The sequence below is a fragment of the Frigoribacterium sp. VKM Ac-2859 genome, from assembly GCF_013204925.1.
GTDB lineage: Bacteria > Actinomycetota > Actinomycetes > Actinomycetales > Microbacteriaceae > Frigoribacterium.
On the sequence record NZ_JABMLC010000001.1, the window covers coordinates 1,091,386 to 1,114,348 of the forward strand.

A 22,963-nucleotide genomic window follows, 5' to 3' on the forward strand; every position below is an offset into this window, starting at 1 on the left:
GTGGGGTAACCTCTCGCGGTGCCCCACGAGTCCCGCGTCACGTCCCGTCCGTCCCTCCTCGCCCAGCTGAGGGCGCGCAAACCCCTCGAGGCCTACGTCGCCGAGAGCGCGGCCTCCGCCGACGGCGGCCCCCGTCTGCGACGCACCCTGGGCGTCTGGCACCTCACGGCGATCAGCATCGGGGCGACCCTCGGCACGGGCATCCTGGTCGTGCTGGGCACCGCCGTCCCGCTGGCCGGCCCCGCGGTCTGGATCTCGTTCGTGCTCGCGGGCGTCGCGGCCCTGCTGTCGGCCCTGTCGTACGCCGAGATGGCGGGCAGCGTGCCCGTGTCGGGGTCGAGCTACTCGTACGCGTACGCGACGCTCGGCGAGGGCATCGCGTGGGTCTGCGGGTGGTGCCTCGTGCTCGAGTACGCCGTCTCGGTCGCAGCCGTCGCCGTCGGGGCGGGGCAGTACGTGAACGAGGCCCTCGACGTGTTCGGGCTCGCCCTGCCGGCCGCGATCGCCGAGCCCCCGGGCGCCGGCGGCGTCCTCAACCTGCCCGCCGCGGTCCTCGTCCTGCTCGCCACCCTCGTACTCGTTCCCGGCGCTCGCGAGAGCGCCTGGGTCAACACCCTGCTCGTCGTCGTCAAGGTGGCGCTGCTCGTGTTCTTCGTCGCCGTCGCCTTCACGGCCTTCCGCGCCGGGAACTTCGAGCCGCTGGCGCCGATGGGCGCGGCCGGCGTCTCGGCGGCGGCCTCGCGCCTGTTCTTCTCGTACATCGGCTTCGACGCGGCGTCCACGGCCGGCGAAGAGGCCCGCGACGCGAAGCGCGACCTGCCGCGCGCCATCATCGCCTCGATCGTGATCATCACGGTGCTCTACATCCTCGTGGCCGTCGCCGCGATCGGCGCGCGCCCGTGGACGACCTTCACCGACGGCGAGGCGACCCTCGTCACGATCGTCGCCGACATCACGGGACAGCCGTGGGTCGCCTTCCTCTTCGCCGTCACCGCCGTGGCGGCGATCGCGAGCGTCGTGTTGACGGTGCTCTACGGTCAGACGCGCATCTTCGTCTCGATGGCCCGCGACGGCCTCGTGCCCCGCGTCCTCGGCCGCGTCTCGGCGCGCACGCAGACACCCGTCGCCGGCACCCTGATCGTCGGCGGAGCCGTGGCCGTCGCGGCGGCGGTGATCCCCCTGGGCGCCCTGGCCGACGCGACGAGCATCGGCACGCTCTTCGCCTTCGCCCTGGTCAACGTGTCGGTCATCTGGCTGCGGCGCAACCGACCGGAGCTCGACCGCACCTACAAGGTGCCGCTCTACCCGCTGACCCCGGTCCTCGGCTGCGCCTTCTGCGTGCTGCTCATGGTGACCCTCGGGTGGGTCACCTGGGCGGCCTTCGCCGTCTGGATGGTCGTGGGCACCGCGGTGTACCTCGGGTACGGCCGCCGACACTCGGTCCTGGCCCGCGCCTCCTGATCCGGCCCTCCGCGTGGTCGGCGGGTCGCAGCGGAAACGCCAGAAGGCGCCACCCCGAGGGGTGGCGCCTTCCGTGTGGTGCTGAGCAGACGTGCCGCTCAAGTGCAGAGGGCCGCGAGGGCCCGCCGACTACTTGAGGGTGATCGTCGCGCCGGCGGCCTCGAGCTGAGCCTTGGCCTTCTCGGCGGCGTCCTTCGTGGCACCCTCGAGGACGGTGCTGGGGGCACCGTCGACGACGGCCTTGGCCTCGCCGAGACCGAGGCTCGTGAGCGCGCGGACCTCTTTGATGACCTGGATCTTCTTGTCGCCGGCGGCCTCGAGCACGACGTCGAAAGCGGTCTGCTCTTCGACCTCTTCAGCGGCGGCGGCGGGGCCGGCGGCACCGGCAGCGGCCACGGGGGCAGCAGCGGTGACCTCGAAGACCTCTTCGAACTTCTTCACGAAGTCGCTGAGCTCGATGAGCGTGAGCTCCTTGAAGGCCTCGATCAGTTCGTCCTGCGTGAGCTTCGCCATGGTGTTCTCCTTATGGGTTTTCTAAAGTGTGGGTTGGTACGACAGCTGTTTAGCTGTCGGCTTCCTGCTTGGCACGCAGCGCCTCGACCGTGCGAACGGCCTGGGACAGCGGTGCCTGGAACAGGTAGGCAGCACCGAACAGCGAAGCCTTGAAGGCGCCGGCCAGTTTGCCCAGCAGCACCTCTCGGGACTCGAGATCGGCGAGCTGCTTGACCTCGTCTGCCGTGAGCGGGTTACCGTCGAAGTAACCGTTCTTCACGATCAGAGCGGGGTGTGCCTTGGCGAAGTCACGCAGGCTCTTGGCGACGGCGACAGGGTCACCGTGCACGAAGGCGATCGCAGACGGTCCGACGAGTTCGTCGTCGAACGAGCTGATTCCGGCGTTGTTGGCCGCGATCTTGCTGAGCGTGTTCTTCACCACGGCGTACGTCGCGTCTGCACTGATGGACTTGCGGAGCTCTTTCAGCTCGGCAACAGTGAGACCGCGGTACTCGGTGAGCAGGACGGCGGTCGAGTCACGGAAGTTGTCCGTGAGCTCGGCGACCGATGCTTCCTTGTTCGCCATGGCTCTCCTAAAACGTGGGTGTGCCGGCAGCCCCCGGGAACTCGACTCGGCCGCGCCGAGACCGGCGCCGCACCAATGAAAAAAGCTCCGGCGCAAGCGCACGGAGCTGGATCTCTTCGAGAAGAGGAACGACTTCACACACCTGCGCTGGTCGCTCTCTCTCGAGAACCTTCGGCACCCGTCTGCGAGCAGACGACTACAACCGGCGGTCTTGGGCTTCGTACAGAGTAGACGCAGGAGGCGCGCTCACGCAAGTCGCGCCTCCTCGGCTTCGCGATGGGGTGCGCCCGCGGGCGTCGCGAGCGGCAGGCGGACGGTGAAGGTCGCTCCCCCGGCCGAGCTCGCGACGTCGACGGTGCCGCCGTGGGAGTGGACGACGGCCTGGACGATCGCGAGGCCGAGACCCGTGGAGCCGGCCTTCCGCGATCGCGAGCTGTCGGCGCGGGCGAACCGTTCGAACAGCACGGGCAGCACGGCCGGGTCGATGCCCGGCCCGTCGTCGGCGACCGAGACGACGGCCTCCCCCGACGTGTCGTCGACCGTGAGCGAGACGTGCACGTGGGTGCCGTCGGGCGTGTGGGTGCGCACGTTGGTCAACAGGTTGGCGACGATCTGGTGGAGGCGCATGGCGTCGCCCGACACGGTCACCGGCTCGTCGGGCACGTACACGTCGACGTCGTGCGTGGGTCCGGCCACGTGGGCGTCGTTGACCGTGTCGAGCACGACCCTGGTCAGGTCGACGTCGCCCGTGACGAGGTCGCGGCCCTCGTCGAGGCGGGCGAGCAGCAGGAGGTCCTCGACGAGCGAGGTCATCCGCAGCGACTCCGACTCGATGCGGCCCATGGCGTAGACCACGTCGTGGGGCAGTCCGGTGTTCATGCGGCGGGTCAGCTCGGCGTAGCCGCGGACCGACGCGAGCGGGGTGCGCAGCTCGTGCGAGGCGTCGGCCACGAACTGCCGCACCTTGTTCTCGCTCTGCTGACGGGCCTCGAGGGCCCCGGCCACGTGGCCCAGCATGCGGTTGAGCGACGCACCGACGCGGCCGACCTCGGTGCGGGTGTCGGCGTCGGCCTCGTCGACGCGTTCCGCGAGGGCCACCTCGCCGCGGTCGAGCGGCAGTTCGGCGACCCGCAGCGCCGTGTCGGACATGCGCTCGAGCGGGCGGAGGGCGCTCCGCACGACCCCGTAGGCGATCGCGATCGCGACGGCGAGGCCGATGAGGGTCACCGCGAGGATCGTGACCACCATGACCGTGATGGTGCGGTCGACGCTGCTCGTCGGCAGACCGACGACGAGGTACGCCGGCGTGGTGGCGAGGGAGCCCGACGTGGTGGTCGTCTGGTAGCCGACCGCGAGCGACTCCACCCGGTACGACCCCAGCGCCGACCCGAGCGAGACGGACTCGGGCGCGGTCGAGCCGGCGACGGTCGTCACGACCGAGGTCAGGTCGTCGGTCAGGCGCGGCGTGACGACCCGACCCGACTGCTCGACCTGGTACGCCGCCACGACCGTCCCGTTCACGACGACGGCCGTGAAGGTGCCGGGCGACTGCCGCGGGCCCGAGAGGTCGTCGCCGTCGGGCGTCAGGTAGGGCCGGCTCGTCGAGCCCTGCGCGTTCACCATGGGCACGGAGCGGCCCGTCGCCCCCTCGAGCTCGTCGTCGAGCTGACGCATGAGCGACGCCTGGAGCACGAACACGCTGACCGAGCCGATCACGATGGTCAGCAGCACCACGAGCGCGACGATGCTGAGGATCAGGCGGTTGCGCAGCGTGAGCGGCCCGGCGAGACCGGGCGCCCGGCCCACCAGGCCCCGGAGGCGCGAGCCCACCCGGGCGGGCAGGGCATCGCTCACGACGTGGGCTTGATCACGTAACCGACGCCGCGCACGGTGTGGATCATCGGCTCTTCGCCGACGTCGATCTTCTTGCGCAGGTACGAGATGTAGATCTCGACGACGCTCGACTTGCCGCCGAAGTCGTAGCTCCAGACCCGGTCGAGGATCTGCGCCTTGCTCAGCACGCGGCGGGGGTTGCGCATCAGGAAGCGCAGCAGCTCGAACTCGGTCGCGGTCAGCTCGATCTCGCGACCGGCGCGCGTCACCTCGTAGCTCTCCTCGTCGAGCACGAGGTCGCCGACGACGATGCGCGAGTCGCCCGCCTCGCTGATGGCCGAGGCCGACCGGCGGATCAGGCCGCGCAGCCGGGCCACGACCTCTTCGAGCGAGAACGGCTTGGTGACGTAGTCGTCGCCCCCGGCGGTGAGACCCGACACGCGGTCCTCGACGCTGTCCTTCGCGGTGAGGAACAGGATCGGGGTGTCGTCACCGCTCGACCGCAGTCGACCCAGCACCTGGATGCCGTCGATGTCGGGCAGCATCCAGTCGAGCACGATCGCGTCGGGCTTGAACTCGCGCGCCGTGGCGAGGGCCGCCTGACCGTCGGAGGCCGCCTTGACGTCCCATCCCTCGTAGCGGAGGGCCATCGAGAGCAGGTCGGTGAGACTGTTCTCGTCGTCGACGACGAGGACTCGGAGGGGCGTTCCGTCGGCACGGGTGAGGCGGGGGGCCGAGGCGGTGGCGGGGGTCGTTGTGGTCACCTCTCCAAGTATCGAGCGGTTCCTATGAACCGACTGTGATCGGTCGATGAGCAGGCTGCGCATCGTCCCCGGGCGACCCACGGGGGCCGCGAGCACCCGGGGTGCCGGGCGGGCGTCAGGCGGACGGGTAGTCGGCGCAGGCGAAACGAGCCGAGTCCGGGGCCCAGCAGGGCACGTTGATCGTGCCCTGGCCGCCGAAGAGGGCGAGCACGTCGCGCGGCGCCCGGCCCGGCACGGGCAGGCCGTCGGGACCGAGGAGCAGGGTTCGCAGCACGACGTCGCGGTTCTCGGGGTGGCCGAGCGTGCCGGGCTCGAACGACACCCAGAGCAGCGTCGAGCCGTCGGGCGACACGTGCGGGAACCAGTTGACCCGTTCGTCGTCGGTCACCTGCACGACGTCTCCGCCGTCCAGGCGGCTCCGGAAGAGCTGCGCGTGGCCGGCGACCCCCGCGGAGGCGCGCTCCGAGTTCGCCCACAGCCACGCCCCGTCCGGAGAGAACTCGGCCCCGTCGTCGGGGTGCTCGTCGTCGGTCACCGGCGTGGTCGCGCCGTCGGCGAGCGAGACCAGGGCGACGTTCGTGCGCCAGCCGGCCCGCGCCTCCTCGTCGTCCGGGTCGTCGACCGGCGCCGGCAGGGCGCCGACGATCACGCTGAGCGTGGCACCGTCGGGCGAGACGCCGTGCAGGTAGTTCTTGTGGTTGCGGCCCGCGGGGTGGTCGCGCGTCACGCGGCGGGCGGTGCCGCCCGGGGTCACGCCGTCCCACGGCACCTCGTACAGGTGGCCGTCCCGGGCGCTCACGATCACGGCCCCCTGGTCGGGAACGATCACGTGGTCGTTGTTGATCTCGGGCACGTCGCCCATCGGCACCGGCTCGAGCGCCGTCTCGTCGACCCCACGGGCGTCGGCGGGCACCCGCCAGAGCAGGCCGTCGCCGTTGACGACGAGCCAGCGACCGTCGGGGCTCCAGTTCGGGGCCTCGACGAGCACGCGGGTGCTCTCGAGGACGACCTGGACGTCGCCGGTCGCGGGGTCGACGACGAGCAGGCGGCTCCGTTGGCCGGGCAGCAGGATTCGGGGCATGGGATCAGTCTGCCGTCACTGGTTCGAGAAGGCGGCGTCGAAGGAGGCGCTCGGCCGTCTCCAGAGGAGTGAACGGATGTAGGCGAGCGCCTCGGGAGCACCGTGCAACCGGTCCATGCCCGCGTCCTCCCACTCGATCGAGATCGGGCCGTCGTAGCCGATCGCGTCGAGAGCGCGGAAGGCGTCCTCCCACTTCATGTCGCCGTGGCCGGTCGAGACGAAGTCCCAGCCCCGGCGGGGGTCGCCCCAGGGCAGGTGGGAGCCGAGCACGCCCGAGCGCCCGCTGGCGGGCTTGATGCGGGTGTCCTTGCAGTCGACGTGGAAGATCCGGTCGGCGAAGTCGGTGATGAACGACACCGTGTCGACTCCCTGCCAGAGCATGTGCGAGGGGTCCCAGTTGAAGCCGAAGGCCGACCGGTGCTCGATGGCCTCGAGCGCCCGGACGCTCGTCCAGTGGTCGTAGGCGATCTCGCTCGGGTGCACCTCGTGCGCGAACCGGACGCCCTCGGCGTCGAACACGTCGAGGATGGGGTTCCAGCGGTCGGCGAAGTCCTGGTAGCCGGCGTCGATCACGCTCGCCGGGACCGGCGGGAACATCGCCACGTAGGGCCAGATCTTCGAGCCGGTGAAGCCGACGACGGTGTCGACGCCCATCTTGCGGGCCACCCGTGCCGCCCGCTTCATGTCCACCGCGGCCCGCTGCCGGACGCCCTCGGGCTCGCCGTCGCCCCAGGTGGACGGGCGCACGATCGCCTGGTGCCGGAAGTCGATCGGGTCGTCGCAGACCGCCTGCCCGGTCAGGTGGTTCGAGATCGCCCAGACCCCCAGGCCGTGCCGCTCGAGCACGTCGAGTCGCGACCGCAGGTACGCGTCGTCCTGGTCGGCGCGCTCGAGGTCGAGGTGATCGCCCGACGCGGCGATCTCGAGGCCGTCGTAGCCCCACCCGGCGGCGAGTGCCGCGACCTCCTCGAAGGGCAGGTCGGCCCACTGGCCGGTGAACAGGGTGACGGGGCGGGAGCTCTCGGCCATGGGTTCCTTCTCGGGGGCGACGGGGGTGCGGGCGGGCGGCGGGGGCGGTGCGGGCGGCGACGGGGTCGGGACGGTCGGGGTCAGGGCAGGTCGACCCACCGGCGCGACGCGGCGGACGCGAGGACCGCCTCGGTCACCCGGACGGCGCGCAGGCCGTCGACGAAGGTGGGCAGCCCCTCGGGGGTCCCGCCCCGGACGGCGTCGTGGGCGTCGCGCACGAACCCCGCGAACGCGTCGACGTAGCCCATCGGGTGCCCGGCGGGGACGGTCGACAGGCGGGCGGCGTCGGGTGCGAGCACGGCCGCGTCGCGGGCCACGAGTTGCGTGCCCGACCGGCGTCCGACCCAGAGCGTCTCGGGCTCCTCCTGCGAGAACTCGAGGCTCTCGGCGGTGCCCGACAGGTCGAGCAGGAGGCGGTTCTTGCGACCTGGCGCGACCTGCGACACGAAGAGGGTGCCGATCGCCCCCCGTGCCGTCTCGAACACGACGGCCGCCTCGTCCTCGGTGTCGACCGACGAGCCGCCGCGGTGCGTGTGCACGGTGGTGGTCGTCGAGGTCAGCCGGGCCAGCCGGTCGCCCAGGACGAACTCGAGCAGGTCGACCAGGTGGCTGCCGATGTCGGCGAAGGCCCGTGACGGACCACCCGCGGCCGAGTCGACCCGCCAGTCGACGTCGTCGCTGTCGAGCAACCAGTCCTGCAGGTACGAACCCCGGACGCTCAGCACGCGGCCGACCTCGCCCGTGGCGACGCGGGCCCGGGCCTCGCGCACCATCGGGTGGTAGCGGTAGACGAAGGGCACGGCACCGACCAGTCGCCCGGCCCGGGCGGCCTCGACCAGGGCCTCGGCCTCGGCGCTCGAGGTCGCCAGCGGCTTCTCGCAGACCACGTGCTTGCCGGCGGCGAGCGCCGCCAGCGCGACGGGCGCGTGCGTGGCGTTCGGCGAGCAGACGTGCACGACGTCGACGCCGGGATCGGTCACGAGGTCGTCGACGCTCTCGTGGGAGGTGTCGACGCCCAGGGACGCCGCCGCGTGGGCCGCGCTGGCGGCGCTCGATGAGGCGAGGGCGACCACGCGGGCGCCGGCCGACCGCGCGGCGCCGGCGTGCACGCGCGCCATGAAGCCGCCGCCCACGATGCCGACGCGCAGGGGTTCGACGCGACCCGCGCCTCCTCGGCTCGGCGCTGCCCGGCCGGCCGGGCCGGCGGTGGCGCCCACCGGCCCCACCGCCGTGGCCACGGCCGGCTCGGTCACTTCACGGCCCCCGACGACAGTCCGGTGATCAAGTGTTTCTGCACGAGCATGAAGCCTATGAGCACGGGCAGCGAGACGACGACCGAGGCGGCCATGAGCTGGTTCCAGTAGACGTCCTGCTGCGAGGCGTAGGCGCGGAGGCCGATGGAGAGCGTGCGCGTGTCCTTGCTCGTCAGCACCGAGGCGAAGAGCACCTCGCCCCAGGCCGTGATGAAGGCGTAGACCGCGACCGCGATGATGCCCGGCTTGGCGACCGGGATGATCACGAGGAACAGGGCACCGAGACGACCCGTGCCGTCGATCATCGACGCCTCCTCCAGCTCTTTCGGGATCGACGCGAAGTAGCCCGTCAGCATCCAGATCGAGAACGGCAGCGAGAACGTCATGTAGGTGATGATCAGGCCGAGGTAGCTGCCGGTCAGCTGCACGCCCACCGTGCGCTGGATCTGCACGAAGATCAGGAACAGCGGCAACAGGAACAGGATGCCCGGGAACATCTGCGTCGACAGCACGACCAGGCTGAAGCTGCGCTGCCCCTTGAACCGCAGGCGGGCCAGCGAGTACGCGGCCAGCACGGCCATGGCCACCGACAGCACCGTCGCCGAGATCGTGACGATCAGGCTGTTCTTGAAGTACGACGCCAGCGGAACCGTCTGCCAGATCTGCACGTACGGCTCGAGCGTCACCCGGCTGGGGATCCAGGTGAACAAGCCCTGGACGTCGGCGAGCGGCTTGATCGACGTGGTCAGCACCACGTAGAGCGGGACGACCACCACGAGCGACAGGAAGGCCAGCCCGAAGAAGCGGAAGACCTTGAACCCACGGGTCTCAATCATCGTGTTGTCCCTTCGGCAGAACCATGCGGATGTAGAACGCCGACGCGATCAGCAGCACGACCAGGAGCATCACGCTCATGGCACCGCCGAGGCCGAAGTTCCAGTTGTTGAACGACTGCTGGTAGATCAACGGCGAGATGAGCGTCGCCTGCTCGGGCGACGCCGGGCCGAAGAGCACGTAGGGCACGTTGAACTGGTTGAAGATCCACAGGCTCATGATCAACAGCAGCACGGCGTTGGCCGGCTTGACCATGGGCAGGGTGATCTGGGTGAACTGCTTCCAGAGGCTGGCGCCGTCGAGGCTCGCGGCCTCGTAGACGTCGCCCGGGATGTTCTGCAACGCGGCGAGCAGCATCAGGAAGGCGAAGGGCCAGAACTGCCATGCCGTCACGATGACGATGGCCCAGAACGAGTTGCCGCCGAGCAGCCAGAAGGGGCGGTCCTGCAGGATGCCGAGGTCGTCCACCAGGAAGCGGTTGATGGCCCCGTCGCGCTGGTTGAACATGAAGGCCCAGGCGATGGTGCCGACGTACGACGGCAGGGCGTAGGGCACGAGGAAGAGCGTGCGGAGGATGCCGCGGCCCTTGAACGAGCTGGTCAGGAGCACCGCGCCGAGCATGCCCATGCTCCAGGCGATGGCCACCACGATGACGGTGAACATCAGCGTGCGCCCCAGGGCCCCGTACAGCTGGCCGGCGATGGGCGAGGACGGGTCGAGCGCGGTGACGAAGTTCTGCAGGCCGACGAAGGGCGCGTTGACCCAGTTGGCGATGCTGAGCTGGTTCAGCGTGATGAACGCGATCCAGATGCCGAGCACCATCGGGACGATGTGGACGAGCAGTTCGGCCAGGGCGGCGGGCGCCACCAGGAAGTAGGCGAGCGGCGATCGGTGCTTCTTGCGCTTGGCCGGCTCGATCGGGGCCTGCTGGTGCGGGTCGGGCGGGAGGTCTTTCTCGGCGGTGGCGGGGGGCAGGACGTTGACGGTCATGAGGGTCCTCTCGGGGCCTGGGTGGCGGGGGCGGCCGGTCGATCGGACCGGCCGCCCCCGTCACGGGCGGTGGGACGGGCTACTGACCCGAGCTCATCTGGCTGTTCGCGTCCTCGAGGGCCGACTTGACGTCGGACTCGCTGACGGAACCGCCCTGGGCTGCGGTGGCGAGGAGGTTCTTGATCGCGGTGCCGACCAAGGTCTCCATCTGCCCCTCGGAGGGGTAGAGGGGCATGGGCTGGGCGTGGTCCTCGAGGATCGTCTGCTTCAGCTTGATCGTGTCCGACTGGAACGCCGGGTCGTCGTACGCGCTCGTGACCACGGGCAGCGAGCTGAACGCCTTGTTCAGGTACACCTGCTCGGAGTCGCTCGTCAGGTGCTTGACGAAGTCGATCGCCGCGTCCTTGTTGCCGCTGTTCTCGAAGACGCTCACGTTGATGCCGGCCACGTGGCTCTGGGTGCCCAGCAGACCGGTCGCGTCGGCGGACTCCATCGGCACGGGTGCCGCGGCGTAGTCGGTGAAGTCGCGGGCCGAGAGGTTCGCGTCGGGGGCCTGGTCGAAGAACATCGCAGCCTTGTCGTCCGCGAACGTCGCGGCCATGTCCGAACCGTTCACGCTCTCGGCGTCGGAGGGTGAGACCACCTTGTCGACCGCCATCAGGTCGACCCACTCCTTGACGCCCTTGACGACGCCGTCGTTGCCGAAGTCGGGCTCGCCGTCCTCGTCGTACAGCGCGCCTCCGTTCTGCAGGCCCCGGACGAACGCCTGGTGGGCGTTGTTCGAGATGCTCGACCCGGCCATGGTGACGCCCCACTGGTCGATCGTGCCGTCGCCGTCGGTGTCGACCGTCAGCTTCTTGGCGTCCTCGACGAACTCGTCCCAGGTGGCGGGCGGGGTGGTGATGCCCGCGGCCTCGAACATCTTCGTGTTGTAGTACAGCGAGTACGACAGCCCGTAGAGCGGGATCGACGTGGGTGCCTGACCCTCGGCACCGCCGGTGGCGAAGCTGGACTGCACGAAGCGGTCCTGGCCACCGACCTGGTCGAGGGCGTCGCCCTCCCAGGGCACGAAGGCACCGCTGGACTGCAGCGACACCGCCCAGGTGTTGCCGATGTTGAGGACGTCGGGCCCCTCGCCGCTCGAGACGGCGGTGAGGATGCGGTTGTAGAGGTCGGACCACGGGATGACCTCGAGGTCGACCTTGACGCCGGTCTCCTCCGTGTAGCGGTCGATGCTCTCCTGCAGGATCTCGGCGTCCTTCTCGACCGTCGGAGCCTGGTTGCTGGCCCAGTAGGTGATCGTGTCGGCGTCGCCGCTGCCGCCCGAGGCGCTGCAGGCGGTCATCGATCCGACCGAGAGGGCTCCGACCGCGAGGGCGGCGAGCCAACGGAACTTCGTTTGCATGACTTCTCCTGGTGTCTCTTCTTCGAGATTTCTCTTCATCGAGTGAGGGAAGGGGTGGTGCGGGGGTTCGTGGTGCTGTGGTGACTCCGGTGGTACGGGTAGTGCGGGTGGTGCGCTCAGGGGGTGGACGGGTCAGGAGGCGCGGTGCCGGCGTCGAGGAGGCGCCGGCACCTCACCGGATCAGCCGAGGGTCGGGACGGAGGGGTCCCAGCTCTCGGGCAGCTCGGGCGTCGGCTCGAGGGTCGAGTCGACACGGACGCTCTCGTCGCGTTCGGCGGACTCGGCCAGCGAGACCATGACGTCGAGGACGTGGAAGGCGAGTTCGCCGGGCACGCGCTCACGGCGACCCTCGCGGATGGCCTGGGCGAGCTCGGCGACGCCGGTGCCGCGGGTGAAGGTCGAACCCGTGGCCGCGACGACCGCCGGCTCGTCGGTGCCCGTGTGGACCGTCGTGTCGCCCTCGAACTCGTTCGGGTCGGGGAACACGGCCGTGCCCTCGGTCCCGGCGATCTCGACGAAGCCGGCGCGGGCCAGCTTCGAGTCGAAGCTGAAGACGGCCTGCGCGCTGGCGCCGCTCTCGAACTGCAGCAGGGCGCTCACGTGCGTCGGCACCTCGACGGGGAAGACCGTTCCGGCCTTCGGCCCCGAGCCGATGACCCGGCTGTCCCGGGCCTTCGACGCCGTGGCCGTGACCTTCGCGACGGGTCCGAAGACCTGCACGAGCGTGGTCAGGTAGTACGGGCCGACGTCGAACATCGGTCCCGCGCCGTAGGCGAAGAGGAACTCGGGGCTGGGGTGCCACGACTCGGGGCCGGGCACCTGGAAGAGCGCGAGGCCGGTCAGGGGCGTGCCGATGTCGCCGCGCTTCACGACCCGCAGTCCGGTCTGCAGACCGGCGCCGAGGAACGTGTCCGGGGCGACGGCCACGCGGACGCCCGCCTCCTTCGCGGCGGCCAGCAGCCGGGCACCGCTCTCGCGGTCGAGGGCGTAGGGCTTCTCTCCCCAGACGTGCTTGCCCGCGGCGACGGCCTGCAGCGCCACGTCGACGTGGGCCGCCGGGATCGTCAGGTTGACCACGATCTCGACGTCGTCGAGGGCGAGCAACTCGTCGACCGTGCCGCTGGCGGGGACGCCCCACTTCTCGGCCTGGGCCGCCGCGCGGGCCTGGTCGATGTCGGCGATGAAGAGCACCTCGAGGTCGGGGAACTGCGTGAGGTTGCCGAGGTACTGGTCGCTGATCACGCCGGCGCCGATGACCCCGACGCCCACCGGGCCGGTCTTGCCGTCGGAGGCGACGGCGGGCCGCGAGGCCGTCGTCACGTCGGTCATGCGCGGACCCCCTGCAGGAACTCGAGGCTGTCGGCGAGCGCGGTGAACACGTCACCGGCGTGGTCGTCGAGTTCGACGACGGGGGTGGCCTGACGGGCCGCCTGCAGGATGTCGCGGACGGGCATCGACCCACGCCCGACGGCGACCTGCTCGACGTCGTTCTTGTTCTTCGGGCCGTCCTTCACGTGGAGGAACTGCACCTTGTCGCCGAGGCGGGCGAGCAGCTCGGCGGCGTCGACGCCGCCGACCTCGACCCAGTAGGTGTCGATCTCGAGCACGACGTTCGCGGGCAGGGCCGCGGCGAACACCTCGAGGGCGGGGGTGCCGTCGATCAGGTTCTCCAGCTCGAAGGCGTGGTTGTGGTAGCCGATGGTGAGGTCGTGGGCGGCGGCCGCGTCGGCGATCTCGCCCAGCTCCTTCGCGATCGCCTCGACGTCCTCACGGGTGACCCAGCGGGTCTCGTCGATGTGCGGGTCGATGATCGTGCCGACGCCGAGACGGGTGGCGGCGGCGAAGATCGGCTCGAGGTCCTTGCCGATCAGGCCGACGTGCGCGCTGGGCGCGGTGAGTCCGGCGGCGGGCAGGGCCTCGGCGTACTCGTCGACGCGGTCGACGAAGGCGTACGGCTCGACCTGGGTGTAGCCGAGGTCGGCGATGCGCTTCAGGGTGCCGGGCAGGTCGGCGGCGATGGCGTCTCTGACCGTGTAGAGCTGGACCGAGATCGGGCTTGCGGTGGTCACCAGGGGTGTCTCCTCTTCCGAGTGGATGTGCGACGGCGACGGGCACCGTCGGGGACTCTCAGCGGTCGAGCCGTCGACCGGTCACCCCCGGAAGAGTGGCGGTCGGCGTCGACCGAGACTCACCATAGGACCGCTTCTGTCGACCCGCAAGCAAAAGTCGACCTTTTCTCGGCGGGGTTCTCTCGGGCGTCGCCGAGGGCTGTGGTTTACTGCTGCCATGTCCGACACGACGAGGTCGTCTGCCCTCGGCAGCACCGGAGCCAGCGAGATCTTCCAGCTGCTCCGCGACGGCGTGCCGCGCACCCGGGCCGAACTCGCGGCGATGACGGGCCTCGCCCGGTCGACGATCGGCCTGCGCCTCGACGTCCTGGCCGAACTCGGTCTGGTCGGCCCCTCCGCCGACGCCGTCTCGACGGGTGGCCGCCCTCCCTCTCGCGTGGCGCTCATCCCCTCGGCGCGCGTCGTCCTGGCCGCGGACTTCGGAGCGGGCCACGTCAACCTCGCCCTGACCGACCTGATGGGCGTCGAGCTGATCAGCGACCGTCGCCTGATCGACATCGCCGACGGTCCCGAGACGACCCTCGCCGGCATGGTGACCGGGGCGGACGCCCTGCTCGACCGGCTCGGTCGCACCCGGGACGACCTCATCGGGGTCGGGATCGGCCTGCCGGGCCCCGTGCAGTTCAGCACGGGTCGACCGGTGAACCCGCCGATCATGCCCGGCTGGGACGGCGTCGACGTGCCGGGCTGGGTGAGGCGCCACCTCGACGTGCCCGTCCTCGTCGACAACGACGTCAACATCATGGCCCTCGGCGAGCGCAGCCACGCCTGGCCGGGCACCGACCACTTCCTGTTCGTCAAGGTCGCCACCGGCATCGGCTCGGGCATCATCTCGGGCGGTCGCCTGCAGCGCGGCGCCCAGGGCATCGCGGGCGACATCGGCCACGTGCAGATCCCCCGCGGCGCCGGCGTCGTCTGCCACTGCGGCAACGTCGGGTGCCTCGAGGCCGTCGCCTCCGGCCCGGCCCTCGCCCGCTCGCTGCGGGCCCTCGGCCACGACTGCGAGGGTGGCCGCCAGGTGGTCGAGCTCGTCCGGGCCGGCAACGTCGACGCGGTGCAGGCCGTCCGCCAGGCGGGTCGCGACCTCGGCGAGGTGCTGACCGCCTGCGTCAACATGATCAACCCCTCGGTCATCGCGATCGGCGGCTCCATGGCGCAGGCCGGCGAGCACTTGCTGGCCGGCGTGCGCGAGGTCGTCTACCAGCGGTCGATGCCGCTAGCGACCGAGCACCTGAGCATCGTGCCGTCCCGGGCGGGCGACCGGGCGGGACTCATGGGCGCGAGCATGCTCGCGATCCACCACGCCCTCTCCCCCGCGGCGATCGACGAGCTCGCCGCCGCCGTCTGACCGCGGGCTCCCGGTGCTCGCCGCTCCGCCGCGACACGAGGAGGCGCGGGTGTCGTCCTCGCGCCCCCGGCGAGGGAGAATGGTCACCATGACCGTCGTCCAACCCATGCTCGCCCTGTGGGACGACGACGAGCCGACGACCCCCGCCGCGCCTCCTGCGCACCTGACGCGCGTGCTGGCCGACTCGTCGGACCGCATCGCATGGCTGCGGGCTCGCAGCCAGGGCATCACGGCCACCGACGTCGCCCGACTCTCGAGCCCGCGCGCCGTGCAGGCCGTCGTGCTCGACAAGTTGTACGGCAACGGTTTCGGCGGCAACGCCTACACCGACCACGGGCGGGCGCGTGAGCCCGAGATCGCCCGGTGGGTGCTGCAGAGGCACGGCATCGAGTCCAGCCAGAAGCTCTTCCACGCCGCGGGTCAGCGCCGACACCTGGCCACCCCGGACGGCGTGACCGTCCGCACCGACGGCACCGTCGAGCTGTGCGAGATCAAGACGACGAAGAAGGCCTGGTCGTCGATCCCCCGCTCGTACCTGCGTCAGGTGGCCTGGCAGCAGTACGTGCTCGGCGCCGAGCGCACCCTCGTGGTGTGGGAGCAGCACACCGACTTCGTGCCCCTGCACGGTGACCCGCAGTGCCGCTGGGTCGAGCGGGACGAGGACGAGATCCACCGTCTCGTGGCCCTCGCCGACCAGGTGCTCGACACCCTCGCACGACAGGCGCCGGTCGACCCGTTCGCGCCGGGCGGTCGGGCGTCGGCGCCGCCACCGCCCGACGCCTACGAGGCCTACGAACCCCCGCCCTACGATCCGTTGCGCTGAGTCACGCGCCGATCCGGGTCGACGAGGCGCAGGCGCGACGCCGCCACGACGAGCGCCCCGATCAGGGCGACCGCGACGGCGATGCCCACGCACCAGAGCGCCACGACGCCCCCGCCGAGGGTCGCCACGTCGAGGAAGGGGTACGGCACGAAGTCGGCGCCCCGAGCCAGGACGACGACCACCCAGATCAACGGGAAGGCCAGGAACTGCCACAACCGCCGCCAGGGCTGGCGGTCGCGGTCGGCGAAGAGCACCCAGTCGAGCACGACGTAGAGCGGGATCACCCGGTGGAACACGTCGCTCGCCCACCCCACGGTGTACGGGTCGTTCGAGGGCAAGCCCGCCAGCAGCAGGTTGAAGACCAGCCCGGTCAACGCGATGTACGTGGTCGCCGCCGCCCGCACCGCGACCGTCCACCGGGGCGGCGTCGTCCGGCGCAGCACCGTGATCGCCCCGATCGCCAGGGCCAGCAGCACGATGAGGTTGCTCTGGATGGTGAAGTACCCGAAGAAGTCCACGAACCGGTACCCCGGGTCGCGCAGGCTGTTCTCCCACTGGGCCACGACGGCGACGAGGACCGCGACCGCAGCCGCGACGCGCAGGACGGCGACCGATGCTCTCATGTCCACACCGTACCCATCATCGTTTCCCTCTCGGTGACACCCGCGAAACACGGGTGACTCATCCGTCCCGTTGACTGACCTGACCACCGCGCCGGAGCCACGGCGCACACGAGCCGACAGGGGCCGCCGATGGACACGACGATGCAGACGACGATGCGGGCGATGGTGATCGAGCGGACCGGCGGGCCCGAACAGCTCGTCGCCGCCGACGTGCCCTACCCGCGACGGGTCAACGCCGAGGTGCTCGTGCGCGTCGTCGCCGCCGGCGTCAACCGCTTCGACCTGGAGACCCGGGCCGGTCGCGGCGACAGCGACGCCATCCCGGCGTTCCCGGCCGTGCTGGGCCACGACTTCAGCGGCGTCGTCGTCGAGACGCCCTACGCGGCGCATCCACTGAGTCCGGGCGACGCCGTCTACGGCATGGCCCCGTGCCCGCGCTCCGGTGGCAGCTACGCCGAGTACATCAGCGTCCCGTCGCTGTCGGTGGCCCGGAAGCCCACCACCCTGTCGCACCTCGAAGCCGCCGCGGTGCCCCTCGCGGCGCTCACGGCCTGGGGGATGGTCGTCGACGTCGCCAAGGCCCACGAGGGCCAGCGCCTCCTCATCAACGCCGGCGCGGGCGGGGTGGGGCACTTCGCGGTGCAGTTCGCCTCGTACTTCGGCGCACACGTCGTCGCGACCGGCTCACAGGCCAACTCGGCCTGGCTGCGGGAGCTCGGTGCCGCCGAGGTCGTCGACTACGGCGCGGCCGACGTCGACCGCAGCGTCCGTCAGGTCGACGTCGTGCTCAACCTGGTCGACGACGACGTCGAGGCCGACCGGTCGCTGAGGTTGCTCCGACCCGGAGGGCTCGCCATCCACGCACCGCTCGCCTCGGGGGCCGCCTTCGCCGAGAAGGCCGCGCAGGCAGGCGTCCGGTCGACCGGGTTCGCCGTCTCCCCCGACGGCGCCACGCTGGCGGTCATCTCGCGACTGCTCGACTCGGGCGACGTCCGGGTCTACGTCGACGAGGTCTACGACCTGGTCGACGCCCGTGACGCCCATGCTCGCCTCGAGCGGTCGCACACCCGCGGCAAGCTCGTGCTGCGCGTCACCGACGACACCGAGGCCGCCTGACCCGGCCTCCGGACCCGGCCTCCGGACCGGCCGCCGTGGCCCGAAGCGACCCCGCCTAGATCCGACGCTCGAGGACGAAGTCCTGCTGCAGGTCGTCGCCGAGGGCGAAGGTCTTCGTCCCGACCTGCACGAGTCCGTGCTTGGCGTAGAAACGCAGCGCCCGTTCGTTCTGCTGGTTGACCCCGAGCCACACCGAGGAGGCGCCGGTCGCGCGGGCTGCCTCGAGGGTCGCGGCCATCAGGGTCGAGGCCGCCCCCGTGCCGTGCCCCTGCGGCATGACGTAGAACTTGCTCAGCTCGACGGTCGGCCGGGACGAGACGGCTGCGGCGACGTCCGCGTCCTCGGGATCTCCCGCGATCATCATGCTGTAGCCGAGGGCCCCCCGGGCCGTGGGGTCGACGGCCAGCAGGACGGTCCGGGTGTCGTCGGCGAGGTAGCGCGAGAAGGCCTCCTCGGACAGCACCGTGGTGACGACCCGGGCGATGTCCGCGAGGTCCGACCCGGGCGGGCAGGCGAGCGGGAAGGTCACCGCGGCGACCTCGGCGAGCAGGGGGGCGTCGGTCGGGAGGGCGGGGCGCACGGTGACGGTCATCTGCCCATGGTGCCCCACCCGCGCCTCCTCGCCCGACCACGGACGGGAGCCGACGACGAAGGCCGCCCCACTCGAGAGTGGGACGGCCTTCGGGCGACGCAGTGCCTGGGAGGTCGGAGGACCTAGAAGACGTTGATGTCGAGGGGGATGCCGGGACCGAAGGTCGTCGACAGCGTGCCCTTGGTGATGTAGCGGCCCTTGGACGAGGACGGCTTGAGGCGGACGACCTCTTCGAGGGCGGCGTCGAGGTTGGTGTTCAGCTGCTCTTCCGAGAAGCCGGCCTTGCCGATGACGAAGTGCACGTTGCTGTGCTTGTCGACACGGAACTCGATCTTTCCGCCCTTGATGTCGTTGACCGCCTGCGCGACGTTGGGGGTCACGGTGCCGGTCTTCGGGTTGGGCATGAGGCCACGGGGGCCGAGCACCTTTCCGAGACGACCGACCTTTCCCATGAGCTCGGGGGTCGAGACGGCCGAGTCGAACGACGTGTAGCCGCCCGCGACCTTCTCGATGAGCTCGTCGCCACCGACCTCGTCGGCACCCGCCGCGATGGCCGCCTCGGCGGCGGCACCCGTCGCGAACACGATGACGCGGGCGGTCTTGCCCGTGCCGTGCGGCAGGATGACGGTGCCGCGCACCATCTGGTCGGCCTTGCGGGGGTCGACGCCGAGCTTGAGCGCGACCTCGACGGTCGAGTCGAACTTCTTCGAGCCGGTCTCGCGAGCGACGGCCACGGCCTCGCTGGTGCTGTAGAACTTGCCTGCCTCGATCTTCTCGGCAGCGGCGCGGTACGCCTTGGACTTCTGAGCCATGTTGGACCTCTTCGTACTGGGGACGTGGTTGCGAGCCTGGCCGGCTCTCCCACTGATGTCAGGGTCGTGCAGGCGGGTCGCCTGCACGGAGGGGTGCTGCTTAGGCGTCGACCGTGATGCCCATGGAACGGGCGGTGCCGGCGATGATCTTCGCCGCGGCGTCGATGTCGTTGGCGTTCAGGTCGGCCTGCTTGGTCGTCGCGATCTCGCGCACCTGGTCCATGGTCAGCTTGCCGACCTTGGTGGTGTGCGGGGTTCCCGAACCCTTGGCGACGCCGGCGGCCTTCTTGATGAGCTCGGCGGCGGGCGGGGTCTTGAGGATGAACGTGAACGAGCGGTCTTCGTAGACCGTGATCTCGACGGGGACGACGTTGCCGCGCTGCGACTCGGTCGCCGCGTTGTACGCCTTGCAGAACTCCATGATGTTCACGCCGTGCTGACCCAGGGCCGGGCCGATGGGCGGGGCGGGGTTCGCGGCGCCGGCGTTGATCTGAAGCTTGATCAGACCCGTGACCTTCTTTTTCGGTGCCATTGTTCTTTCCTTCTTGTGGGGTTCGAACCGATCGCGGTCGCGACCTGCTCTCCCGGTGGCCCGCGGCGCGGACTCCGGTGATCTGTAGACCTGGGGGGGTGGGTGCCTGCTAGAGCTTCGTGACCTGGTCGAAGCTGAGCTCGACCGGCGTCTCGCGCTCGAACAGCGAGACCAGCACGGTGAGCTTGCCGCTCTCGGGCTTGATCTCGTTGATCGTACCGGGAAGTCCGGCGAACGACCCCTCTTTGATCGTGATCGTCTCGCCGATCTCGAAGTCGACCTCGGCGGGGATGACCCGCTGGGCCTGCTTGCCACCCTTGGCGCCGCCCTTGGCGGGCGCCGGGGTCGTGTCGACCTGGACGAGGCTCTTCAACATGTTGAAGGCCTCTTCGAAACGCAGCGGCGTCGGGTTGTGGGCGTTGCCCACGAAGCCCGTGACGCCGGGGGTGTGGCGGACGACGGACCAGCTGTCCTCGTTGAGGTCGAGACGCACGAGCACGTAGCCGGGGATGCGGACGCGGGTGACGAGCTTGCGCTGCCCGTTCTTGATCTCGACCACGTCCTCCATGGGGACCTCTACCTGGTAGATGTAGTCCTCCATGGTCATCGAGACCATGCGGTTCTCGATGTTCTGCTTCACGCGGCGCTCGAAGCCGGCGTACGAGTGGATGACGTACCACTTGCCGGGCTTGCCCCGCAGCTCGTAACGGAAGGCCTCGTAGGGGTCGACCTCGGCGGGCTCGTCGTCCTCGACCTCGGTGGCGGACACGTCGACGTCGACGTCGTCGTGCGCGATCTCGGCGTCGGCGTCCTGGACGGACTGCTCGGCCTCGGCGATGACGGCGTTCGCGGCGGGGGCGTCGCCCTCGTCGGCCGCCTGCTCGGCCTCGGAGTCGGCCTCGTCGTCGGTGGCCTCGACGGCGGCCTCGGCCTCGAACTCGTCGTCGATGTCGAGGGCGTCGTCGACGATCGCGTCGGCCTCGGGGTCGCGTGCCTCGGCCAGCGTGTCGAGCAGGCCGTCGAGGTCGCTCGTGTCGGTCGAACCGGAGTCGCCTTCGTCGACGACCGAGAGGGCCTCGGACTCGGCGGGCTCGACGGCGTCCTCGTCGGCGGCCAGCGTGCCGCCCTCTTGGGCCTCTTCGACCTCGGAGGACTGCTCGGCAGCGGTGGCGAGGTCGATGTCGTCGCGCTCGTTGTCAGGCAAGGGTTCTTCTTTCGATCGGGGTTGTCGGGTGCTCGTGCTCGGTGGCACGGGACCCGCTCACGTGGTGCTCGGGGAGTCGGCCGGTGGGTGACGCGTCAGCTGCCGGTCGGGCCGTTGCCGAAGACGTAGCCGACGCCGGTGCCGAACACCAGGTCGAGCAGGGAGACGAGGGCCATCATGATGACCACGAAGACCAGGACGACGCCGGTGTAGCTGAGCAGCTCTTTGCGGGTCGGCGTGACGACCTTCTTGAGCTCGGCGATCACCTGGCGGATGAACAACGCGATGCGGGCGAAGGGACTGCGGCGCGTCGCACCGTCGCTCTTCGCCTTCTCGACGACGTCTTCACTGGGGACGTCAACGTCTTTTCTCGCCACTGTTCCGACCTTCCGAGCTCGGCCCGTGGGCCTGTGTCCGTATCTGTGTGTGATCACCGTGTCATGAAGAACACAGCCGGGCTGCAGGGCGGACAGGACTCGAACCTGCAACCTGCGGTTTTGGAGACCGCTGCTCTACCAATTGAGCCACCGCCCTATGGGATCGACGCCCTTCAGATGACCTCTCGGTCGGACCCGGAGGCCCTGCCTCTCTCAGTCGGCTGTTGGTGAACCGGACTGCAGAGGCGCGCTGAAGCTTGGCGCATTCGATCGCCTCGTCAAGTGTAGGCGAAGCGGCGGGCGCGTGCAAAGCCGGGCGCCGCGGGGTCCGACGGACCGCCGGCGGGCGCACCCGTCCGGGCCGGTCACACCCCCGCTAGGCTGACCCGCGTGACCCCGACCGCGCGCCGTCTCTCGTCCCGTATCTCGTCGATCGCCGAATCGGCCACGCTGGCCGTCGACGCGAAGGCCAAGGCCCTGCTGGCGCAGGGCCGACCGATCATCAGCTACGGCCCGGGCGAGCCCAACTTCCCCACGCCCGACCACATCGTCGACGCGGCCGTCGTCGCCGCCCGCGACCCGCGCAACCACCGCTACTCGGCCGCGGCCGGCCTGCTCGAACTGCGCGAGGCGATCGTCGAGAAGACCCTGCGCGACAGCGGCACCACGGTGTCGACGTCGCAGGTGATCGTCACGAACGGTGGCAAGCAGGCCGTATACCAGGCCTTCCAGGCGCTGCTCGACGACGGCGACGAAGCCCTCCTGCCGTCGCCCTACTGGACGACCTACCCCGAGGCCATCGCCCTCGCCGGCGGAGTCACCGTCGAGGTCTTCGCCGGTGCCGACCAGGGCTACAAGGTCACCGTCGACCAGCTCGAGGCCGCCCGCACCGAGCGCACGAAGGTGTTGCTGTTCTGCTCGCCGTCGAACCCGACGGGCGCGGTCTACTCACCCGACGAGGTCGAGGCGATCGGTCGCTGGGCCCTCGAGGCCGGCGTCTGGGTGATCACCGACGAGATCTACCAGAACCTCACCTACGACGGGGTGACGGCCGTCTCGATCACCGAGGCCGTGCCCGAGCTGGCCGACCAGGCGATCCTGGTCAACGGCGTGGCCAAGACCTACGCGATGACCGGGTGGCGGGTCGGCTGGATGATCGGCCCGACCGACGTGGTCAAGGGTGCCGCGAACCTCCAGTCGCACCTCACCTCGAACGTCTCGAACGTGTCGCAGCGAGCGGCCCTCGCGGCCCTCACCGGGCCGCAGGACGAGGTCGAGGCCATGCGGGTCGCCTTCGACGCCCGACGCAGCACCATCGTCCGCGAGCTCAACCGGATCGACGGCGTCGTCACCCCCACCCCCGAGGGCGCCTTCTACGTCTACCCCGACGTACAGGGCCTGCTCGGTCGCGAGTGGGGAGGCGTCACGCCCACCACGTCGCTCGAACTCGCCGACCTCATCCTCGAACAGGCCGACGTCGCCACCGTGCCCGGTGAGGCCTTCGGGCCCAGCGGGTACCTCCGGCTGTCCTACGCCCTCGGCGACGACGAGCTGCTCGAGGGCGTCCGCCGCCTCCAACGACTGTTCGCCTGAGGCCGCGACCCCCGTCCCGAGGCCGGGTCCACCGATCGGTGGACCCGGCCTCGACCGGTCGGGCCTGGTGCGCGGAGCCGCCACGG

General features: G+C 70.5%; 23 protein-coding genes and 1 tRNA gene. 5 read left to right on the forward strand and 19 right to left on the reverse strand.

The genetic code is table 11. The features are described 5' to 3' along the window. Positions 1-18 precede the first annotated feature (18 nt). A complete protein-coding gene (locus HQQ78_RS04985) occupies positions 19-1,461 on the forward strand; it encodes an APC family permease (protein ID WP_159826117.1) in 1,443 nt (480 codons plus the stop codon). Between the two features lie 129 nt (positions 1,462-1,590). On the opposite strand, the gene rplL is transcribed toward HQQ78_RS04985, so the two are convergent. From rplL to HQQ78_RS05045, 12 genes are all read right to left on the reverse strand, one after another. Continuing rightward, positions 1,591-1,974, reverse strand: a complete 384-nt coding sequence (gene rplL / locus HQQ78_RS04990) for a 50S ribosomal protein L7/L12 (RefSeq protein WP_056046519.1) — start codon at positions 1,972-1,974, stop codon at positions 1,591-1,593. 49 nt (positions 1,975-2,023) lie between these two features. After that, positions 2,024-2,539: a 50S ribosomal protein L10 gene (gene rplJ, locus HQQ78_RS04995; protein ID WP_043592926.1), complete on the reverse strand. Its 516-nt coding sequence runs from the start codon at positions 2,537-2,539 to the stop codon at positions 2,024-2,026. Between the two features lie 246 nt (positions 2,540-2,785). After that, positions 2,786-4,393, reverse strand: coding sequence for an ATP-binding protein (locus HQQ78_RS05000; RefSeq protein ID WP_371740358.1), 1,608 nt, complete (start codon positions 4,391-4,393; stop codon positions 2,786-2,788). Then, a complete protein-coding gene (locus tag HQQ78_RS05005; RefSeq protein ID WP_056046521.1) occupies positions 4,390-5,148 on the reverse strand; it encodes a response regulator transcription factor in 759 nt (252 codons plus the stop codon). Before HQQ78_RS05005 ends, HQQ78_RS05000 begins: the two co-directional genes overlap by 4 nt. 103 nt (positions 5,149-5,251) lie before the next feature. Beyond that, on the reverse strand, positions 5,252-6,217 hold the full coding sequence (locus HQQ78_RS05010) for a PD40 domain-containing protein (RefSeq protein ID WP_173151321.1): 966 nt from the start codon (positions 6,215-6,217) through the stop codon (positions 5,252-5,254). Positions 6,218-6,232: 15 nt separating this feature from the next. Beyond that, a complete protein-coding gene (locus HQQ78_RS05015) occupies positions 6,233-7,246 on the reverse strand; it encodes a sugar phosphate isomerase/epimerase (RefSeq protein ID WP_173151323.1) in 1,014 nt (337 codons plus the stop codon). 80 nt (positions 7,247-7,326) lie between these two features. Further along, positions 7,327-8,499, reverse strand: coding sequence for a Gfo/Idh/MocA family oxidoreductase (locus HQQ78_RS05020; RefSeq protein ID WP_347342498.1), 1,173 nt, complete (start codon positions 8,497-8,499; stop codon positions 7,327-7,329). Next, positions 8,496-9,335 carry a carbohydrate ABC transporter permease gene (locus HQQ78_RS05025; RefSeq protein ID WP_173151325.1) on the reverse strand — a complete coding sequence of 280 codons (840 nt, stop codon included), beginning with the start codon at positions 9,333-9,335 and terminating at the stop codon, positions 8,496-8,498. Before HQQ78_RS05025 ends, HQQ78_RS05020 begins: the two co-directional genes overlap by 4 nt. Further along, positions 9,328-10,323 carry a carbohydrate ABC transporter permease gene (locus tag HQQ78_RS05030; RefSeq protein WP_082460311.1) on the reverse strand — a complete coding sequence of 332 codons (996 nt, stop codon included), beginning with the start codon at positions 10,321-10,323 and terminating at the stop codon, positions 9,328-9,330. Before HQQ78_RS05030 ends, HQQ78_RS05025 begins: the two co-directional genes overlap by 8 nt. A gap of 79 nt (positions 10,324-10,402) precedes the next feature. Further along, positions 10,403-11,767, reverse strand: a complete 1,365-nt coding sequence (locus HQQ78_RS05035; RefSeq protein ID WP_233568362.1) for a sugar ABC transporter substrate-binding protein — start codon at positions 11,765-11,767, stop codon at positions 10,403-10,405. Between the two features lie 141 nt (positions 11,768-11,908). Next, positions 11,909-13,057, reverse strand: coding sequence for a Gfo/Idh/MocA family protein (locus HQQ78_RS05040; RefSeq protein ID WP_056046529.1), 1,149 nt, complete (start codon positions 13,055-13,057; stop codon positions 11,909-11,911). Continuing rightward, a complete protein-coding gene (locus HQQ78_RS05045; protein WP_152970255.1) occupies positions 13,054-13,797 on the reverse strand; it encodes a sugar phosphate isomerase/epimerase in 744 nt (247 codons plus the stop codon). Before HQQ78_RS05045 ends, HQQ78_RS05040 begins: the two co-directional genes overlap by 4 nt. Before the next feature lie 217 nt (positions 13,798-14,014). Between HQQ78_RS05045 and HQQ78_RS05050 the strand changes: the two genes are divergently transcribed. Both HQQ78_RS05050 and HQQ78_RS05055 read left to right on the forward strand, forming a co-directional pair. Further along, entirely contained in the window at positions 14,015-15,205 is a 1,191-nt protein-coding gene (locus HQQ78_RS05050; RefSeq protein WP_056046530.1) for an ROK family transcriptional regulator, read from the forward strand. An 88-nt stretch (positions 15,206-15,293) separates the two neighbouring features. Continuing rightward, a complete protein-coding gene (locus tag HQQ78_RS05055; RefSeq protein ID WP_249407988.1) occupies positions 15,294-16,028 on the forward strand; it encodes a YqaJ viral recombinase family protein in 735 nt (244 codons plus the stop codon). Here HQQ78_RS05055 and HQQ78_RS05060 read toward each other — a convergent pair. Further along, complete coding sequence (locus HQQ78_RS05060) at positions 16,010-16,651, reverse strand: Pr6Pr family membrane protein (RefSeq protein WP_173151327.1); 642 nt, start codon at positions 16,649-16,651, stop codon at positions 16,010-16,012. The two genes, HQQ78_RS05055 and HQQ78_RS05060, sit on opposite strands and share 19 nt — an antisense overlap. A gap of 129 nt (positions 16,652-16,780) precedes the next feature. Here HQQ78_RS05060 and HQQ78_RS05065 point away from each other — a divergent pair, with 129 nt between their 5' ends. Beyond that, entirely contained in the window at positions 16,781-17,767 is a 987-nt protein-coding gene (locus HQQ78_RS05065; RefSeq protein ID WP_371740359.1) for an NADP-dependent oxidoreductase, read from the forward strand. 55 nt (positions 17,768-17,822) lie between these two features. Here the strand turns inward: HQQ78_RS05065 and HQQ78_RS05070 are convergent, their stop codons facing one another. From HQQ78_RS05070 to HQQ78_RS05095, 6 genes are all read right to left on the reverse strand, one after another. Next, complete coding sequence (locus tag HQQ78_RS05070) at positions 17,823-18,359, reverse strand: GNAT family N-acetyltransferase (protein ID WP_123570516.1); 537 nt, start codon at positions 18,357-18,359, stop codon at positions 17,823-17,825. A gap of 122 nt (positions 18,360-18,481) precedes the next feature. Next, positions 18,482-19,171: a 50S ribosomal protein L1 gene (gene rplA / locus HQQ78_RS05075; protein WP_043592944.1), complete on the reverse strand. Its 690-nt coding sequence runs from the start codon at positions 19,169-19,171 to the stop codon at positions 18,482-18,484. Positions 19,172-19,271: 100 nt separating this feature from the next. After that, positions 19,272-19,703, reverse strand: a complete 432-nt coding sequence (rplK, locus tag HQQ78_RS05080; RefSeq protein ID WP_043592945.1) for a 50S ribosomal protein L11 — start codon at positions 19,701-19,703, stop codon at positions 19,272-19,274. Between the two features lie 109 nt (positions 19,704-19,812). Beyond that, complete coding sequence (gene nusG, locus HQQ78_RS05085; RefSeq protein WP_173151329.1) at positions 19,813-20,907, reverse strand: transcription termination/antitermination protein NusG; 1,095 nt, start codon at positions 20,905-20,907, stop codon at positions 19,813-19,815. Between the two features lie 95 nt (positions 20,908-21,002). Further along, positions 21,003-21,284 carry a preprotein translocase subunit SecE gene (secE, locus tag HQQ78_RS05090; RefSeq protein ID WP_043592949.1) on the reverse strand — a complete coding sequence of 94 codons (282 nt, stop codon included), beginning with the start codon at positions 21,282-21,284 and terminating at the stop codon, positions 21,003-21,005. Positions 21,285-21,368: 84 nt separating this feature from the next. Next, a tRNA-Trp gene (locus tag HQQ78_RS05095) sits at positions 21,369-21,441 on the reverse strand. A 233-nt stretch (positions 21,442-21,674) separates the two neighbouring features. Here HQQ78_RS05095 and HQQ78_RS05100 point away from each other — a divergent pair. Beyond that, positions 21,675-22,877, forward strand: coding sequence for a pyridoxal phosphate-dependent aminotransferase (locus HQQ78_RS05100; protein ID WP_056046539.1), 1,203 nt, complete (start codon positions 21,675-21,677; stop codon positions 22,875-22,877). The last annotated feature ends 86 nt before the right edge of the window (positions 22,878-22,963 follow it).